Genomic DNA, 16,396 nt, shown 5'->3' on the forward strand with positions numbered 1-16,396 from the left:
ACGGGTCGGGCTGAAGGAGATGCAGGAAGACGGCAGCTACGAGGTGTGGTGGTACAGCACGAAAGTGGGGGTGATCGACCTGAAGAAAAAGTCGATCACCATGGGTAAAGAATGTTAAAAAGTGTTCACCATGTCCCCGAACACCTGTCTACCATGTCCCCGGACTGTACACCCACAGGGAGAGGGAATAAACACAAAAACGGCAACCGAAGTTGCCGTTTTGCTTTTATTTGCCTTCGTCAGGCAACGCATACGCGACGATGTAGTCGCCCATCTTCGTGCCAAACGAACCGTGACCACCTGCAGAGATGACAACGTACTGCTTGCCGTTCACTTCATAGGTCATCGGTGTGGCCTGTCCACCGGCTGGCAGACGGCCTTGCCACAGTTTTTCACCGTTGGTCATGTTGTACGCGCGCAGGTAGTTATCTGCGGTTGCCGCGATGAACAGCACGTTACCGGCGGTGGAGATTGGGCCACCCAGCATTGGCATACCCATATTGAACGGCACCGGAACCGGCATCGGGAATGGCATGCTGTCCTGTGGCGTACCAATACGTTTTTTCCATACGATCTGGTTGGTTTTCAGATCCAGACCGGAGATATAACCCCAGGCAGGCTGTTTACACGGCAGACCAAACGGAGACAGGAACGGGTTCAGCGTCACGCCAAACGGTACACCGTACTGCGGCTGAATGCCGGCTTCGGTTCCGCTGCCTTTCGCGTCTTTCGGCTGCTCCATTGGGTTGCCCGGACCGCGTGGGATCAGACGGGAAACGAACGGCAGCGCCATTGGGTTGGCAATTGCCACCTGACGGTTCGGGTCGACGGAGATCCCGCCCCACTCGAACATCCCCAGGTTACCCGGGAAGACCAGCGTGCCCTGCTCAGACGGAGGCGTGAAGATGCCTTCGTAGCGCAGCTGATGGAACATCACGCGGCACACCAGCTGGTCAAACATGGTGGCACCCCACATGTCTGCACCGCTGAGGTCTTTCTTCGGACGGAAGCTCAGGTCAGAGAACGGCTGGGTTTTGCTGACGTAGTCGCCTTTTGCGGCACCCTGCGGAACCGGTTTTTCCGGTGCAGGCACAACCAGCTTACCGTTGCTGCGATCCAGGACGAAGATATTGCCCGTCTTGGCCGGAGCGTAAATCACCGGAACGGTTTTACCATCGACGGTAATGTCTGCCAGCGTCGGCTGGGACGGCATATCCATATCCCACAGATCGTGGTGAACGGTCTGATAGCTCCACGCCAGTTTACCGGTCGTTGCGTTCAGCGCCACGATAGCGCTCGCGTAACGTTCCTGCTCCGGCGTGCGGTTACCGCCCCAGATATCTGGCGTGGTGACACCCATCGGCAGGTAGACCAGGTCCAGCTTCGCGTCATACGCCGCCGGGGCCCAGGAGTTTGGCGAGTTAAAAGTAAAGGTGTGCTCGTCCGATGGGATCGCGTTGGGATCTTTCGCGCCCGGGTCGAAGGCCCACAGCAGTTTACCGGTGTTTACGTCGAAACCGCGGATGACGCCGGAGGTTTCACGCGTAGAGAAGTTATCCGTTACCGAACCGGCAATCACGATGGTTTTATCGGTGATGATTGGCGGTGAAGTTGGCTCATACAGACCCGGTGTGGTGTCCGGCATGTTGGTCTGCAGGTTCAGGATGCCTTTGTTGGCGAAGGTTTCGCACAGCTTGCCCGTTTCGGCATTGATGGCGAACAGGCGACCATCGTTGACCGGCAGCATGATGCGGCGCGGACAGTCGGCAATGACTTCCGGGCTGGCATTATCGGCACGCGCTTCGTGGTAAGAGACGCCACGACAGGTGACGTGCTGGAACGAAGGATTAGAGTTCAGCTGTGGATCGAAGTGCCATTTCTCTTTACCGGTGGCCGCGTCGAGCGCGAACAGACGCTGGTGCGCCGTACACAGGTAGAGCATGTTGCCCACTTTGATCGGGGTGACTTCGTTGGTCAGCTCGCCCGGATCGTTCGGCATCTTCAGGTCGCCGGTACGGAATACCCAGGCTTCCTTCAGGTTCTTCACGTTGTCCGCGTTGATCTGCTTCAGCGGTGAGTAGCGTTGACCTTCCTGGTTACGACCATACGCAGGCCAGTCTCCGTCAGCGACCTGCGAGATAGCAGCCGCAGGCGTGGATTCCGCGTTCAGCGTACCGTTGATCTCCTGTGGGTCATTAAAACCGGCCCAGGTCAGAATGCCGCCAGTAATCAGCAGGGCAACAACCAGGCCCGCCACAGCACCGCTTGAAGGAACAATCAGGCGACGCCAGACGAACGGCAGGATCAGCCAGATACCAAAGAAGACCAGGATATCGCTGCGCGGCGTCAGTGCCCAGAAGTCGAACCCGACTTCCCAGACGCCCCAGATCATGGTGGCAAGGAGGAGTGCGGCATACAGCCACAGTGCGGATTGTTTTCTACGCAACAGCAGGACGGTTACGGCAACCATAACCAGACCCGCAATCGGGTAGTACCAGGAGCCGCCTAAAGCGACCAGCCAGACGCCACCGATTAACAGATACAGCGCGCAGAAGGCTGCGAACGCGGCTGTTAATGTCACCAGTAGACGCGGCTGTTTAGAGTTTGTTTCAGCCATAGAAAGTGTACTCGTCAGTTTTTGTTAATAATTTGCTAGCAACTAATTATAGGTATTAACAAGTGTGATCGGAATCACAATATTTGCTTTTTGTAACTCATCCGCCAGGGTTATCCTTTTGCTGGTATAATGGCGGGCTTGCGTATCGATGCCGGAAATACATTCACCTGCATTGAGAGATTTTCATTAAAATCATATGGTTAGTAATATGAAACATACTGTTGAAGTGATGATCCCGGAAGCCGAGATCAAAGCGCGTATCGCCGAACTGGGTCGTCAAATCACCGAACATTACAAGGACAGCGGCAGCGAAATGGTGCTGGTCGGTCTTTTACGTGGCTCTTTCATGTTCATGGCAGACCTGTGCCGTGAAGTGCAGGTGTCCCATGAGGTCGATTTTATGACCGCCTCCAGCTACGGCAGCGGCATGTCCACAACCCGTGATGTGAAAATCCTGAAAGATCTGGATGAAGATATTCGTGGCAAAGATGTGTTGATCGTTGAAGACATTATTGACTCTGGTAACACGCTCTCTAAAGTGCGCGAGATCCTGAGCCTACGTCAGCCTAAATCGCTGGCGATTTGTACGCTGCTGGATAAGCCAGATCGTCGTGAAGTGCAGGTGCCGGTGGAGTTCGTTGGCTTCTCGATTCCGGACGAATTCGTTGTCGGTTACGGCATTGACTACGCGCAGCGTTATCGCCATCTGCCGTATGTTGGGAAAGTGGTATTGCTGGACGAGTAGTTGCGGTTTGTTGCCCGGTGGCGCGCAGCGATCCGGGCCTACGAATGGGCACATGTAGGCCGGGTAAGGCGCAGCCGCCACCCGGCTTTTTAACGTGCACTTATTTATGGTTCACATGCTTAAGCTTGAGGTTGGCAATGCCCGAACGGTAACGCTGCTCCAGCGTTTCGCGGTTGGTGGCGGTCACTTCCAGATTGCGCAGCAGGCCGTCGTGAATGCCGTACGCCCAGCCGTGGATGGAAACCTTCTGCCCACGTTTCCACGCGGATTGCATAATCGTTGAGTGGCCCAGGTTATAGACCTGCTCCATCACGTTCAGCTCGCAAAGGGTATCAAGTCGACGCTCCTGCGGCATTTCACCTAACAGTGAGCTATGTTTGAACCAGATATCGCGGATGTGCAGCAGCCAGTTATCGATTAACCCCAGCTCTGTATTTTCAACCGCCGCCTGTACGCCGCCGCAGCCGTAGTGGCCGCAAATAATGATGTGCTCAACTTCCAGCACGTCAACGGCATACTGAACGACAGAAAGGCAGTTGAGATCGGTATGAATAACAAGGTTGGCTACGTTACGGTGAACAAAAAGTTCGCCTGGTTCGAGGCCGGTCAGGCGTTCTGCCGGGACGCGGCTGTCGGAACATCCAATCCATAGAAAGCGTGGGTTTTGCGCTTGCGCCAGCTTCCCGAAAAATCCGGGGTCTTCTTCAACCAGCATCTTTGACCATAGTGCATTGTTGCTGATGAGTGTATCTATGTTGTTCATGGACGTTAACGGCCTGTAACCTGGTAATTGCGTTGCGCTACTATAGGGTAACCCGACTTTTAATGAAACCACACAAGGTGTGTAAGAACTGAAGGTAAGTTTAATTCATGGCAATTGCACTGGAGCTTGAGCAGCTTAAAAAAACCTATCCGGGCGGCGTTCAGGCGCTGCGCGGGATAGATCTCAAAGTAGAGGCGGGGGATTTCTATGCGCTTCTTGGACCGAACGGGGCGGGGAAATCCACCACTATCGGCATTATCAGTTCGCTGGTGAACAAAACTTCAGGTCGCGTGAGCGTCTTTGGCTACGATCTGCAGAAAGATGTGGTCAACGCCAAGCGCCAGCTGGGGCTGGTGCCGCAGGAGTTCAACTTCAACCCGTTCGAGACGGTACAGCAGATTGTCGTTCAGCAGGCGGGTTATTACGGCGTTGAGTATAAAGAGGCAATTGAGCGTAGCGAAAAATACCTTAAACAGCTCGATTTGTGGGAAAAGCGTAACGAACGTGCGCGCATGTTGTCCGGTGGGATGAAGCGCCGCCTGATGATTGCCCGCGCGCTGATGCACGAGCCAAAGCTGCTTATCCTCGATGAACCGACTGCGGGCGTGGATATTGAACTGCGCCGTTCCATGTGGGGCTTCCTGAAGGATCTGAATGATAAAGGTACCACCATTATTCTGACCACCCACTATCTCGAAGAAGCTGAGATGCTGTGCCGCAACATCGGCATTATTCAGCACGGTGAGCTGGTGGAAAACACGTCGATGAAGGATCTGCTCTCTAAGCTGAAATCCGAAACCTTTATTCTCGATCTGGCGGCGAAAAGCGCGCTGCCGAAGCTCGAAGGGTATAACTACCGTCTGGTGGATACCTCGACGCTGGAAGTGGAAGTGCTCCGCGAGCAGGGCATCAACAGCGTCTTCTCACAGTTGAGCGCGCAGGGCATTCAGGTATTGAGTATGCGTAACAAAGCGAACCGACTGGAAGAGCTGTTTGTCTCTCTGGTGCATGAAAAACAAGGAGACAAGGCATGACGCATCTTTACTGGGTCGCGCTGAAAAGTATCTGGGCGAAAGAGATCAACCGCTTTATGCGCATCTGGGTGCAAACCCTGGTGCCGCCGGTCATCACCATGACGCTCTATTTCATCATCTTCGGCAACCTGATCGGTTCCCGGATTGGTGAGATGCACGGCTTTACCTATATGCAGTTTATCGTGCCGGGGCTGATCATGATGGCGGTGATCACCAACGCCTATGCCAACGTGGCATCCTCATTCTTTAGCGCTAAGTTCCAGCGCAACATTGAAGAGCTGCTGGTGGCACCAGTGCCGACGCACGTCATTATTGCCGGTTACGTCGGTGGCGGCGTGGCGCGCGGTTTGTGCGTGGGGATCCTTGTGACGGCGATTTCGCTATTCTTCGTGCCGTTCCAGGTGCACTCGTGGCTGTTTGTCGCGCTGACACTTCTGCTGACCGCGATCCTGTTCTCGCTGGCGGGCCTGCTGAACGCGGTGTTTGCCAAAACGTTCGACGACATCAGCCTGATCCCGACCTTCGTGCTGACGCCGCTGACCTATCTGGGTGGGGTGTTCTACTCCCTGACGTTGCTGCCACCGTTCTGGCAGGCGCTGTCGCACCTGAACCCGATTGTCTACATGATCAGCGGCTTCCGCTTTGGCTTCCTCGGCATTACCGATGTGCCGCTGTTTACCACGGTGGCGGTGCTGGTGGTATTCATCATCGTCTTCTACCTGCTGTGCTGGTATCTGATCCAGCGCGGGCGTGGGCTGCGTAGCTAACCTTCGGCCCGGCGACATTCTGTTTGCCGGGCACTTTTCTTTGACAGTTATCACCGTAAGCAAACCTTCCCTACGCTAAACTACTCGCCTGCTAAGGAGAGACGTATGCTGGGATGGGTTATCACCTGCCACGATGAACACGCGCAGGATATGCTGGATAAGCTTGAAGCTAAATTTGGTCCGCTGGCACAGTGCCGTGCAGTCAATTACTGGCGTGGCCTGAGCACCAACATGCTCAGCCGCATGATGTGCGATGCGCTGCATGAAACCGACACCGGCGATGGAGTCATCTTTCTCACCGATAAATCGGGCGCGGCGCCTTATCGTTCCGCCGCGCTGTTAAGCCACAAGCACGAAAACTGCGAAGTTATTTCCGGCATCAACTATGCGCTGCTGGAAGCGATGTATCTTCAACGTGAAACCTTAACCAGCGCTGAGTTTCGCAATACCCTCGTTGGTATGCAGGTTCCGGGCGTAAGTAGCCTGTGGCATCAGCAGCAGAAAAACCCGCCTTTCGTTCTGCTTCACGATCTGTATAAGCATTAAACGTTGGTATTGATGTCGCATTTGTTACAATGGCGACTGATTTCCCGTATCGATTTATATCCCATGTTAATGCGCGTTATTTTCCTGCTGTTGCTGCTGGTTTCCGGCGGCACTTCTGCCAGTCTGATTAGCCAGCAAGGGCTTCCGGCCCGCTATATGCAAACCACCGAAGATGCGGCCATCTGGGCACAGGTGGGAAGTAATGTGATCAACGTGGGGAACGTCAGGGCCGGACAAATTCTTGCCGTGGTGCCGACCTCTGCTGACTATTACGAATTTCGTTTTGGTTTTGGCACGGGGTTTATTGATAAAGGGCATCTTGAAGAGGTGCAGGGCAAACAGCGCGTTGAGGACAGCCTTGGCGATTTGAACAAGCAGCTCAGCAATCAGAACCTGATCACCTGGAAAGACACGCCGGTGTATAACGCCCCCAATAGCGGGAGCGCGCCCTTCGGTACCATGAGCCCCAACCTCCGGTATCCCATCCTCAGTAAGTTGAAAGACCGCCTTAACCAGACCTGGTTCCAGATCCGCATCGGCAATCGTCTGGCGTGGATCAGCAGTCTGGATGCGCAGGAAGATAACGGCCTTCCGGTCCTGACTTACCATCATATTTTGCGTGATGAAGAGAACACGCGTTTTCGTCATACATCCACGACGACCAGCGTACGCGCGTTCAACAACCAGATGGCCTGGCTACGCGATCAAGGCTATGCCACGCTGACGATGTACCAGTTGGAAGGGTACGTGCGTAACAAGATGAACCTGCCCGCGAAGGCGGTGGTGATCACCTTTGATGATGGCCTGAAATCGGTCAGCCGCTATGCGTATCCCATTCTGAAAGAGTACGGCTTTAACGCGACGGCGTTTATCATATCGTCACGTATTAAAGGCCATGCGCAGAAGTGGGACCCGAAATCGCTGCAATTTATGAGCGTTCAGGAAATTAAAGGCATTCAGGATGTGTTCGATATTCAGTCCCACACGCACTTCCTGCACCGCGTTGATGGTAACAAGCATCCGATTTTACTGAGCCGCAGTTACCACGTGACTCTGTTTGATTTTGAACGCTCACGACGTGCGCTGGCGCAGTTCAACCCGCGCGTGTTGTATGTCTCTTATCCGTTTGGCGGCTACGACAATAAAGCGATAAAGGCGGCGAATGACGCCGGTTTCCATCTGGCGGTGACGACGGTGAAAGGGAAGGTGAAGCCGGGGGATAATCCGTTCTTACTGAAACGCCTGTATATCTTAAGAACGGATTCGCTGGAGACGATGTCGCGGCTGATCAGCAATCAGCCGCAGGGGTAAATTACTCGTAGGTGAACTGCAGAGTGCCGATGGCGCTGAATGTGCCGGAGGTGACTTTTTCTGTGTCAGACTTAACCAGCTGCGCCGTAAGTAACCGGCTGAATAACAAAATAGTGGTGTTCTCGCTCGTGCTATAGCTGTTCGTTGAGTTAGGTACCACCTGGCTGTTGTCCGGCCACTTCAGTAACACGCCCACGCCTTTTGCCGCATTCGAGGATGCAGTGTTGGCGAGTAATGTGCTATCAGTCCCGGTTGTCTTACTGGTGGTCAACTTCATGGTGATTTTACGTGTGTTGGTGCAATTCCCGGACACCTGCACAAATACATTTTGCGTGTTATCGTTTTCGAGATCGGATACACCGTAATCCCCCAAATCAACGGTTTTGGGTGCCGTAAGGGTGCAGGTTGGTTTTTCAACAGGAACATTGAAGCCCATATTGGGTACCGTGATTAACGGACGCGGGTGGTCGCTTTCATCTGAGGTATAGGGGTCACCCACTACAATATTGCCAATATTTCCAGCTACCGGACCAATCATTGTGACGCTTTCGGGTATGCCAGCATAGGAAGGTAATTGATAAAACTCCATGCGGGCATACCACCATTTTGCTTTAACCACGTCTGAGTTATCTGCCTGATTGGCCGTTTCTTCATATCTTCCAGTCTTTGCGGGGAAAAAAGCATTAAAGGCGTTGCTGCTGGGGTACATGGCCAGTGTGTAGGCAATCCCCGTGACGTTAGTTTTAAAGAGTGCTTTTCCGTCCACGCTACCGATGACCAGTGTACTGTCCGTTTTCTGATAGACGCGCTCTCCGTCATTACCTGTTGTACACCAGGAGAACAGACCCGGACTGACCTGCAAATTAATAAGACTACTTATCTTTGTCGGTACGCTGACGCTATCCAGAGGAACAAGTTTGGGCTTCACACCGCTGACATCTGATATAGGCTGAACAGAAAATGCATTAAATTTACATTCATACAAATCCGCTGATGCGGAAAAACTTATTGCAAGAATTGACAAAGCAAGGCCTGCGCCTTTTGTGAAAATTTTTTTTTGCCTGGCCCCTGCTATATAAAACATTGATAAGTCCTTATATCCGACAGTTGATATAATATTAATTATAAACAACGCTGATCAGCGCGCTTGTGGTAACCTTTCCAACTCTTACGGTTCCTGTGTTTTGATAACGGGCATAGAAGTTATAATTTGTTAAATATTCATTGCTATTTTGGTCGGATATATCAAAAATAACATCTGACGTTCCCGTTGTATTTATCACATTGGTATTGCTTTGTTCTGAGAAAATGACAATGCCGACATTTTCTGCCCCGCCTGCTGAGGCGGGAATGTCATTGGCGAACACTTGCTGACTACTTCCGGAAAAATTTCCACTTTGTGGTTTAAATTCAAAATGCAGGGTTTTTGCCCGTCCAGACTCACTTTCCGCACAGCTTTTCACCTGTACTACGAAGCGTGTTCCTCCGACTGCGTCTTCGGGGTGTAATCGCGGGCTACCATCTGAGTTATAAAACCAACTGGTGCCAACAACCGGTAAATTGACTTTCCCATCATTCGGAATGCTCACCTGGCACGTATTATTGATAATGTTTGCCGTCATATTCATTTCCAGGCTTGAGGCAATACCCGAAGTGGGAAAACCCAGGCAGAAGGCGAGCCATGACATCGCATTTTTTAAGAGTAAGCGGGGCTGGAACATCCTGTATAAGCTACCTGTCTGAAAAAACATTATTGATAGGTCACGATAAACGTCACTGGCGCACTGACTGAACCCGTGGTCACGTCAGAAATCGTTTTATCTTTGGCGATGACGATGCGTGCATCCATTTCAAAATCACCTGCCCCGTTAGACAGATTGAGGACAGAACTGGGGGCGGTGCCGCAGTTCATAATAGAACCTGAGTCGACAGAACCTTTCCAGATTTCAAAACCTACGTTATGCCCGGCTGCATACGAAGTACCATTTTTGGCATTTCCGGTACACGAACCGCCAGCACCCGGCGTGGCCTGGATGGTGGCATTTTTTACCCCGGCACAGTTGGTGAAGGCAATTTTGAATGCTTCTTCCCGGCTCTGGCTAACCAGGTCAGACTTAAACACATCGCCAAACGGCAGAATGCTAATCGGGGCCCCGCTGGCATTCTGAATTTCCGCGTTACAGGTTCCCGCCTCAATGGCGGAGGTAAAGGTTGCCTGAACGCTCGTCGTACCCGTAATGGCGCTTAACGTAACGGAAGGCAGGGTGGCAGTTATCGCAAGCACCAGTAATGTCATTTTCATTTTCATATCAACGCTCCGTATTACTGCCAGTTATTCATAGGTGAAATTAAACGTAGCGATACCGCTAAAGTTGCCGGTCGTACCTTGCCCGCTTGCGGTTTCAACCAGCGTCGCCAGGAGCGAAACCTCTCCAGAACTTATCTCTCCGCTCGACCAGGTGAGACGCTGACTATCGGTTGTGGAGTTGATGGTAAATGGGGCATCCGGGGTGGCAGTGCGGGAAATCGCGACCCCAATATGCTCCGCGCTGCCCTCGCCAGAGAGTGAGTTCTCAATGGCCGTCACTACAGGACTGGCGTTGCCGCTAATGGTCGTTTTCAGCGCCGCGAGGCTGGAAGGGCAAGAGACCATTTTGAGCTTAAAACTGGTCGTCGCTTTCGCATTTTTCAAAATGATGTAATCCAGGCGTACCTTACCGTTAGCGCCGATGGGGATAACATTGCTGATGCCATCGCCGGTGCCGCCTTCAATTTTCATATCGCAGGTAGTGTCACGAATATTAGCGGTAAAGGTAATATCGAGGTTATCAGCGTATGTGCCCAGGGACAGCGCCATCAGCCCTGAACTTAAAATAAGTAATCCTATTTTTTTCCCAGCTTCAATAAGCATGTTTTAACTCCTTTTATAATGCTGTGATGCGGCAGGTCTGGCCTGTCAACAGTGTCGTCGGCCCAATCTTTTTCGCATCAGGTGTGATCTGGTAGGAGACGGTGCAGGATGTGCCAGGCCCACTTCCCCAGATAATGTTTAGCATTCCTTTATCTTCAATTCCGCGGATCCAGGCTTGTCCAGCCTGGCCGACGCTACCTACGGATACGCCTTTCTCGGTTTGAACATCTGCACCCAGCGGAATAAACCCGTTATCGTCACGTGCGAGTTCCATTAACACCGAACGCCCTTGATCGGTCTCAAAGTTGACCAGTACAACGGCACCGCTGCGGGGAACCGTGGTGGAACGGGTATTTTTCACTTCAACATCAGAGCGCATATCACTGATATCCAGACCGACGCTGTTTTCACGGTAGGCTGACAGATAGGGCATCAGGGCATAGCCTGAGGAGCCGATTTCACCGTTACCGATAGAGACGCGGGCACCTTCTGCCCCCTCTGCCTTAATCAACGCTAGCGTATCGCTTTCGCTGATGCTGCCAGGCGCGAGGGTTACGCCGCCCGCGTGCAGAATCATCCCGCCGCTGTAGCTGGCAGAATATTGTCGCGTATCGTCATCTGATGCTGAGACGGAAAGGCTCAGCGGTCCGTGTGGGCCGTTGTAACTGCCGTAACCACTTAGCTGGTTTAACGTGTCGTCGTTACGCGTGGTGCTCTCAGTAATGCTGTAACTGAAGCGATTATCTTCGGTGTTGCCGTTGGCGCTGGCGTTCAAACTCCCGCCACCTTTTAAATCGCTGCCGATGCCCATGTTGAGCGATGAGAACCCACCTGCACGCTTACCGCTACCCATCAGCGTGTCGAATGGAATCGTGAGGTTCAGATAGACACTGTCATCTTTTTCCCCGAACTCGTCGTAGGTACGCTGCACGGAGAGACTATAACTTCCCCAGCTTAATGAATGACTGTGACCGACGGAGTATTGCGCTGACGAACTACTTTCATTCCAGTAGTCCTGCCAGGTTGAGTTGACATACAGCGATCCCAAATCAAGGTCGCCCATTTTCAACGGTTGGCTGATATTCACCTGGATCTGATTTTTCATGCGCTGGAAGGTTTGATACACATCGCTGTTATTGCGATTAGGGTTACGCTCCCTGTCACGGTATTTGATCTCATTCGTTAACGAGGCCGCATCGCTCAGGCTGAGATAGTCAGATGTTGAAAATCGATAGGCTGCGACGTTGAAAGAGGTATTCGTGGCTTCCATGAGTTTGCTGTAGGAAATACGATAACTTTCACCGGTGAGATGTCGTAAGCCGTCGATCCGGGCATCAGAATGCGTGACATCAAAGGCGAATGCACCCATTCCGGTGTTCATGGCAATACCCAACAATGCGGCGTAAAAATCGCTATCGGTGTATTCCAGGCCCGCATATCCGGTGAAGGTATTGGTTAAGCCATAATAGCCCGTGGCATATCCCACCTTTGGTGTGTCGCGCAGGCTGTCGTCACGCAGTTCACCCACGCCGACATCCCATCTGGAGTAGCCAGGACGAAGCATTTGTGCCACGGAAGAATACGCGACCGAGAAGGAACGTTTGCTACCATCCGTTTCTTCGACAGTGACGATGAGATCGCTCCCGTAACCTGTTGTACTGAGATCCGTGATTTCAAAAGGACCCGGCGGTACGGACGTTTCGTAAATCGTATTTCCACTTTGGGCGATCGTGACTTTGGCGTTGCTGTTGGCGACCCCCCTGATCACCGGCGCATAGGTGGAGATACCGTTGGGAAGCATACGGTCATCGTTATATAAACGTGCTCCGCGCAGGCTGATGGAGTCGAAGGCGTCACCACGGGTGTAGGAGTCTCCGGCAATAAACTGCGCTTTCAGCGGCGCGATATCACGCTGAAGATAAATGTCCTGACTGGCGTAATGGGTACCGTCGTCCCGATCCCAGTTCAGGTTGCCTCGTGCCCGGAGCCGCCACGGCCCCAGATTTGCCCCATAACGCAGACCTGCATAGGCCGTATCAGTGCTGGAGTCAGGCGTGTCTGCGTGCCAGCCATTAAGATCCCAGGAGAGCATTGCCGCTGGGATCCCGTCTTCCCACAGTGAAGGATCAACATATCCCGCCGGACGCTGAATGACGAAAGCCTGAGGAATGGAGAGATCTAGTTCTTGTGTTGAAGGATCGTAAGCCACGCGTGAGCCTGGATAGGCGCTCGACAAAGAAACGCATGTGGTGTCGGACTCATCCTTAAGTTGCTCGGTTGTTACATTTGTCTGGGTGAGCAGTTTACGAGTGATACAGGGAGTAGCACGCGGTGTGCCATTATCCTTAAAGAGAAGATCCGTTGTAACGGAAGGTTTTCCGTTAATAATCACCTTCACTTTATACGTTCCAGGAATTACGGGGTTGCCTTGTGAAAAGCGGCTAACGTCAATTGTTGTCCCCGTGTTATAAAGGAACTGATCGTTAAACTGTACGTCTTCTTCGTTATTATTTTCAGCAGCAAATGCACATAGCGGCAATACCGCACTTATTGATAAACATAGTAGCGAACGTCTAAAGTGCATGATCAACTCTGTCCCAGAGCAAGTCCAAATATAGTTCTTACGAATGATTGTGAGCTGATACAGAATCAGTTCTGTATAAACTCATACTTATCAATTCCACCGAAATCATTGATGGCTTGCCATGTTATTTTGCTGTTTCCAGATGCGGTGTAACTTTTTACGTTCATTGTCTGGCTTGAGAATGGTTCAATATAATGCGTTTCGATATCGTAACTTTTACCGCCTGAAATTAGCGTCGCGCTTGCCAGTGAAACATAATAAGGAGAGTCGTTTTTCGCACTTAAAATGATTTTTTGGCCTTGTCGGGTTTGAGACCATTTAAGATTTTTGGCCGCGTCGGTCGGTTCTCCTTTCAACCCTGTAGGCCGGAAAAACAGTTTAATGCGCGTACGGAAAGCAAGCTGAAGCATGCTTTGATTATCGCTATCCTTAGCCTTAGGTGGTACTTCCAGCACGTTGAACCAGAACAGGGATTCTTTATCTTTTGGCAAAGCCTGACCAAGCCAGGTGATTCTGACGGTTTGCCCTTTTTGTGGTTCAACACGGGAAACGGGGGGCGTAACGATAAAAGGCAGTTTCAGCTCTTGAGGATTGGTGGTATCTCTTCCGTCGTCGAGCCAGGTTTGAACCAGTAATGGCCGGGTGCCACGGTTGTCCATCGACACCGTTACGTCTTTTGCTGATTCAGGATAAATGACGCGGGTACCGGATATCACAATATCTGCACTGGCGTTAAAAGAAAAAATGCTCACTGAAGCCAGTAGCAGGGTTTTTAATCCGCTCTTTATATTGAGTAAGTGCATGGATAGTCTCATATAATAAGAAAAATGTGCCCAACAGGGCACATTAACTGGACGGATAAAACTTATTCGTAGCTCATGGTGAAGTAAGCGTTGGCGCTGACTTTACCTGACTGTACAGGGCTGGTGTCTTTTACCCAGTTAGAACCTGGCACATAAGCAACACGGTAGAACAGTTTACCGGAACCGGCGTTCAGATCGGCTTTCTGCGTATTATTGTCAGGCTGGCCTACCATAATACGAGAAGAGACAGTTGGGGCATTGTTGAACAGGGCAAGTGCAACGTTTGTTGCTGCGCCTGCTACACTGGCATCAGGCTCGATGGTACCGTTTGCAATGGCACCCATATTTTTGGACATGAAGCTCGCTGAGGCGCTCTTTAATGAACCAGGACAGTTTGTCAGCAGCAACTCAAAATTCTTGGAGCCGACGCCGGCATCAACAGTTGTTGATTCCACCTCAGATTTTTTAACTACCGGTAAGGTGATGGTAATATTATTTTGCGCTTCACCGTTAGCGGTGGAGATATTACATGTTGTGTCAGTGACTGCACCATCAAAGGTGATTAACCCCAAATCGGTATCAGCGACTGCAGAAAAAGACCCCATTGCAAATAATGTTACGGCTGAAGCTAGCAACGTTTTTTTTAACATGATTAAAATTCCATTTTAAATACATTTTAATGATTTAATTCAAGCAAAATGATGATAGGGATCTATGAATAGGTTGGGTATTTAAAATTGCTAAAACACTTCATTAGAAAAAATGAATTTGAGATAAGTTATTGAAAAATGATCTTAAAAATCTGTTAAGGGAGCAGGGTGTCAAAGTTAGTTAATGTGCCGAAATATTTTTTGCGGGGTTAAATTATAAATGGCAAAGATCATTCCCTGAATAATATCATTCATGAAAATGCTTTTTTCAAAAAAGGCTCTCAGTAAAAGAGGGGAAAGGATAAAGAAATGCGCGAACAATCTATTCACAATGGAAAGAGAAGGAGTATTTATCATTAAAGAAGCGGACCCTGCAGGCCCGCTCCTCACCGGAATCAGGCGACCTGCACCGGGATCGCCTTCGCGGTACGTTTCATGTCGTTGTCGCCTTCAAAGTAGGCGACTTTAGGCTGCCAGCGGCGCGCTTCTTCATCAGACATCATCACGAAGCTGGCGATAATTACGATGTCGCCCACGTCCGCGCAGTGTGCAGCCGCGCCGTTAACGGAAATGATTTTAGACCCGCGCTCGGCAGCAATGGCGTAGGTTGAGAAACGTTTGCCGTTGTTGACGTTCCAGATATCAATCGCTTCGTTTTCAAGGATGCCCGCAGCATCAAGGAAATCCTGATCAATGGCGCAGGAACCTTCATAGTGCAGGTCGGCCTGAGTGACTTTCACACGGTGAAGCTTACCTTGCAGCATTTTGCGAATCATTACGTTTACCTTTAATTATCAGAGGCGAGAACTACGCCAGCTCAACCACTTTATTATCAATCAGACGAGCCTGGCCAAGCCATGCCGCTACCAGGATCACTGCACGTTTGCTGGATTCAGTGAGTTCCAGTAGCGTATCAGCATCACGAATTTGTACGTCGTCAGCGCGAAGGCCTTTATCGTTCAGCGCCTGTTCGGCGAGGGCGACGATCTCTTCGGCGGTCAGCTCTTTGGCCAGAACCTGTTCCGCCATCATATTCATGACCTTGCTTAAGCCCGGGGCGATTTTTCGCTGGTCCGCGGTCAGATAGCCATTACGGGAGCTGAGCGCCAGACCATCTTTGGCGCGTACAATCGGTACGCCAACGATCTCAATATCGTAACCCATATCCGCCACCATCTTGCGGATCAGCGCCAGCTGCTGGAAATCTTTCTCACCAAAGCACGCGACGTCAGGCTGTACCAGGTTGAACAGCTTGCTGACGATGGTGGATACGCCACGGAAGTGTCCCGGGCGGCTGGCGCCTTCGAGCATGGTGGAGATGCCCGGTACGTCAACGTAGGTTGCCTCTTCCGTACCCTGAGGGTACACGTCCGCCGGTGCCGGAGAGAAGACGATGTCCGCATGGCGTTTTTTCAGCTTTTCGCAATCTTCCTGCAGAGTGCGCGGATAGCGCGCCAGGTCATCGGCGCGGTCAAACTGCATGGGGTTAACGAAGATACTGACCACCACGATATCCGCACGGGCTTTCGCTTCGTCAACCAGCTTCATATGGCCGTCATGCAGGTTGCCCATGGTCGGGACGAGTGCAATACGTTTACCTTCCTGACGCGCGCGACGGATATGCTGGCGAAGCAGCGGCAGGGTTTCAATGATAAGCACAACGAG

16 protein-coding genes and 1 pseudogene are annotated in these 16,396 nt (G+C 51.5%); 6 read left to right on the top strand and 11 right to left on the bottom strand.

All coding sequences use genetic code 11. The features are described from left to right. A pseudogene (locus ACTJJA_RS22525) lies at positions 1 to 118 on the top strand (IS481 family transposase); the annotation flags it as partial. Positions 119 to 226: 108 nt separating this feature from the next. On the opposite strand, the gene ACTJJA_RS22530 reads toward ACTJJA_RS22525, so the two are convergent. Further along, entirely contained in the window at positions 227 to 2,617 is a 2,391-nt protein-coding gene (locus ACTJJA_RS22530; protein WP_047060113.1) for a glucose/quinate/shikimate family membrane-bound PQQ-dependent dehydrogenase, read from the bottom strand. Between the two features lie 208 nt (positions 2,618 to 2,825). On the opposite strand from ACTJJA_RS22530, the gene hpt reads away from it, so the two are divergent. After that, a complete protein-coding gene (hpt, locus tag ACTJJA_RS22535) occupies positions 2,826 to 3,362 on the top strand; it encodes a hypoxanthine phosphoribosyltransferase (protein WP_440669250.1) in 537 nt (178 codons plus the stop codon). A gap of 100 nt (positions 3,363 to 3,462) precedes the next feature. On the opposite strand, the gene can is transcribed toward hpt, so the two are convergent. Continuing rightward, positions 3,463 to 4,125, bottom strand: a complete 663-nt coding sequence (gene can / locus ACTJJA_RS22540) for a carbonate dehydratase (RefSeq protein WP_010426907.1) — start codon at positions 4,123 to 4,125, stop codon at positions 3,463 to 3,465. 107 nt (positions 4,126 to 4,232) lie between these two features. Here can and ACTJJA_RS22545 point away from each other — a divergent pair, with 107 nt between their 5' ends. From ACTJJA_RS22545 to ACTJJA_RS22560, 4 genes are all read left to right on the top strand, one after another. After that, the gene (locus ACTJJA_RS22545; RefSeq protein WP_042717872.1) at positions 4,233 to 5,159 is read left to right on the top strand and encodes an ABC transporter ATP-binding protein; all 927 of its coding nucleotides are present in this window, start codon (positions 4,233 to 4,235) and stop codon (positions 5,157 to 5,159) included. Beyond that, positions 5,156 to 5,926 (top strand): ABC transporter permease, encoded by a 771-nt coding sequence (locus ACTJJA_RS22550; RefSeq protein WP_008501945.1) that lies wholly within the window; start codon positions 5,156 to 5,158, stop codon positions 5,924 to 5,926. Before ACTJJA_RS22545 ends, ACTJJA_RS22550 begins: the two co-directional genes overlap by 4 nt. Before the next feature lie 105 nt (positions 5,927 to 6,031). After that, entirely contained in the window at positions 6,032 to 6,472 is a 441-nt protein-coding gene (locus tag ACTJJA_RS22555; RefSeq protein WP_010426901.1) for a PTS sugar transporter subunit IIA, read from the top strand. 63 nt (positions 6,473 to 6,535) lie between these two features. Continuing rightward, positions 6,536 to 7,783, top strand: coding sequence for a polysaccharide deacetylase family protein (locus ACTJJA_RS22560; protein ID WP_440669273.1), 1,248 nt, complete (start codon positions 6,536 to 6,538; stop codon positions 7,781 to 7,783). Between the two features lies 1 nt (position 7,784). Here ACTJJA_RS22560 and ACTJJA_RS22565 read toward each other — a convergent pair whose 3' ends face one another. The 9 genes from ACTJJA_RS22565 to panC all read right to left on the bottom strand — a co-directional run bounded on the left by ACTJJA_RS22565 (position 7,785) and on the right by panC (position 16,390). Beyond that, a complete protein-coding gene (locus ACTJJA_RS22565; RefSeq protein WP_440669251.1) occupies positions 7,785 to 8,867 on the bottom strand; it encodes a fimbrial protein StkG in 1,083 nt (360 codons plus the stop codon). Between the two features lie 34 nt (positions 8,868 to 8,901). Further along, a complete protein-coding gene (locus ACTJJA_RS22570) occupies positions 8,902 to 9,534 on the bottom strand; it encodes a fimbrial-like protein (protein ID WP_440669252.1) in 633 nt (210 codons plus the stop codon). Further along, on the bottom strand, positions 9,534 to 10,091 hold the full coding sequence (locus ACTJJA_RS22575; protein ID WP_440669253.1) for a fimbrial protein: 558 nt from the start codon (positions 10,089 to 10,091) through the stop codon (positions 9,534 to 9,536). Before ACTJJA_RS22575 ends, ACTJJA_RS22570 begins: the two co-directional genes overlap by 1 nt. A gap of 24 nt (positions 10,092 to 10,115) precedes the next feature. Further along, positions 10,116 to 10,694, bottom strand: a complete 579-nt coding sequence (locus tag ACTJJA_RS22580; protein WP_440669254.1) for a fimbrial protein — start codon at positions 10,692 to 10,694, stop codon at positions 10,116 to 10,118. Positions 10,695 to 10,707: 13 nt separating this feature from the next. Next, on the bottom strand, positions 10,708 to 13,278 hold the full coding sequence (locus ACTJJA_RS22585; RefSeq protein ID WP_440669255.1) for an outer membrane usher protein: 2,571 nt from the start codon (positions 13,276 to 13,278) through the stop codon (positions 10,708 to 10,710). 65 nt (positions 13,279 to 13,343) lie between these two features. Further along, positions 13,344 to 14,081, bottom strand: a complete 738-nt coding sequence (locus tag ACTJJA_RS22590; RefSeq protein WP_348579553.1) for a fimbrial chaperone — start codon at positions 14,079 to 14,081, stop codon at positions 13,344 to 13,346. 62 nt (positions 14,082 to 14,143) lie between these two features. Next, complete coding sequence (locus ACTJJA_RS22595; protein WP_440669256.1) at positions 14,144 to 14,731, bottom strand: fimbrial protein; 588 nt, start codon at positions 14,729 to 14,731, stop codon at positions 14,144 to 14,146. Positions 14,732 to 15,126: 395 nt separating this feature from the next. Further along, positions 15,127 to 15,507, bottom strand: coding sequence for an aspartate 1-decarboxylase (gene panD / locus ACTJJA_RS22600; protein ID WP_006810068.1), 381 nt, complete (start codon positions 15,505 to 15,507; stop codon positions 15,127 to 15,129). 31 nt (positions 15,508 to 15,538) lie between these two features. Beyond that, positions 15,539 to 16,390 (bottom strand): pantoate--beta-alanine ligase, encoded by an 852-nt coding sequence (gene panC / locus ACTJJA_RS22605; RefSeq protein ID WP_440669257.1) that lies wholly within the window; start codon positions 16,388 to 16,390, stop codon positions 15,539 to 15,541. Positions 16,391 to 16,396 lie beyond the last annotated feature (6 nt).

Origin of the sequence: Enterobacter sp. 22452 (genome assembly GCF_052045065.1) — a bacterium.
GTDB lineage: Bacteria > Pseudomonadota > Gammaproteobacteria > Enterobacterales > Enterobacteriaceae > Enterobacter > Enterobacter mori.

Coding starts and splice junctions, on each gene's coding strand:
- ACTJJA_RS22530 (WP_047060113.1), bottom strand. CDS start 2,617: ATGGCTGAAACAAACTCTAAACAGCCGCGTCTACTGGTGACATTAACA.
- hpt (WP_440669250.1), top strand. CDS start 2,826: ATGAAACATACTGTTGAAGTGATGATCCCGGAAGCCGAGATCAAAGCG.
- can (WP_010426907.1), bottom strand. CDS start 4,125: ATGAACAACATAGATACACTCATCAGCAACAATGCACTATGGTCAAAG.
- ACTJJA_RS22545 (WP_042717872.1), top strand. CDS start 4,233: ATGGCAATTGCACTGGAGCTTGAGCAGCTTAAAAAAACCTATCCGGGC.
- ACTJJA_RS22550 (WP_008501945.1), top strand. CDS start 5,156: ATGACGCATCTTTACTGGGTCGCGCTGAAAAGTATCTGGGCGAAAGAG.
- ACTJJA_RS22555 (WP_010426901.1), top strand. CDS start 6,032: ATGCTGGGATGGGTTATCACCTGCCACGATGAACACGCGCAGGATATG.
- ACTJJA_RS22560 (WP_440669273.1), top strand. CDS start 6,536: ATGTTAATGCGCGTTATTTTCCTGCTGTTGCTGCTGGTTTCCGGCGGC.
- ACTJJA_RS22565 (WP_440669251.1), bottom strand. CDS start 8,867: ATGTTTTATATAGCAGGGGCCAGGCAAAAAAAAATTTTCACAAAAGGC.
- ACTJJA_RS22570 (WP_440669252.1), bottom strand. CDS start 9,534: ATGTTTTTTCAGACAGGTAGCTTATACAGGATGTTCCAGCCCCGCTTA.
- ACTJJA_RS22575 (WP_440669253.1), bottom strand. CDS start 10,091: ATGAAAATGAAAATGACATTACTGGTGCTTGCGATAACTGCCACCCTG.
- ACTJJA_RS22580 (WP_440669254.1), bottom strand. CDS start 10,694: ATGCTTATTGAAGCTGGGAAAAAAATAGGATTACTTATTTTAAGTTCA.
- ACTJJA_RS22585 (WP_440669255.1), bottom strand. CDS start 13,278: ATGCACTTTAGACGTTCGCTACTATGTTTATCAATAAGTGCGGTATTG.
- ACTJJA_RS22590 (WP_348579553.1), bottom strand. CDS start 14,081: ATGCACTTACTCAATATAAAGAGCGGATTAAAAACCCTGCTACTGGCT.
- ACTJJA_RS22595 (WP_440669256.1), bottom strand. CDS start 14,731: ATGTTAAAAAAAACGTTGCTAGCTTCAGCCGTAACATTATTTGCAATG.
- panD (WP_006810068.1), bottom strand. CDS start 15,507: ATGATTCGCAAAATGCTGCAAGGTAAGCTTCACCGTGTGAAAGTCACT.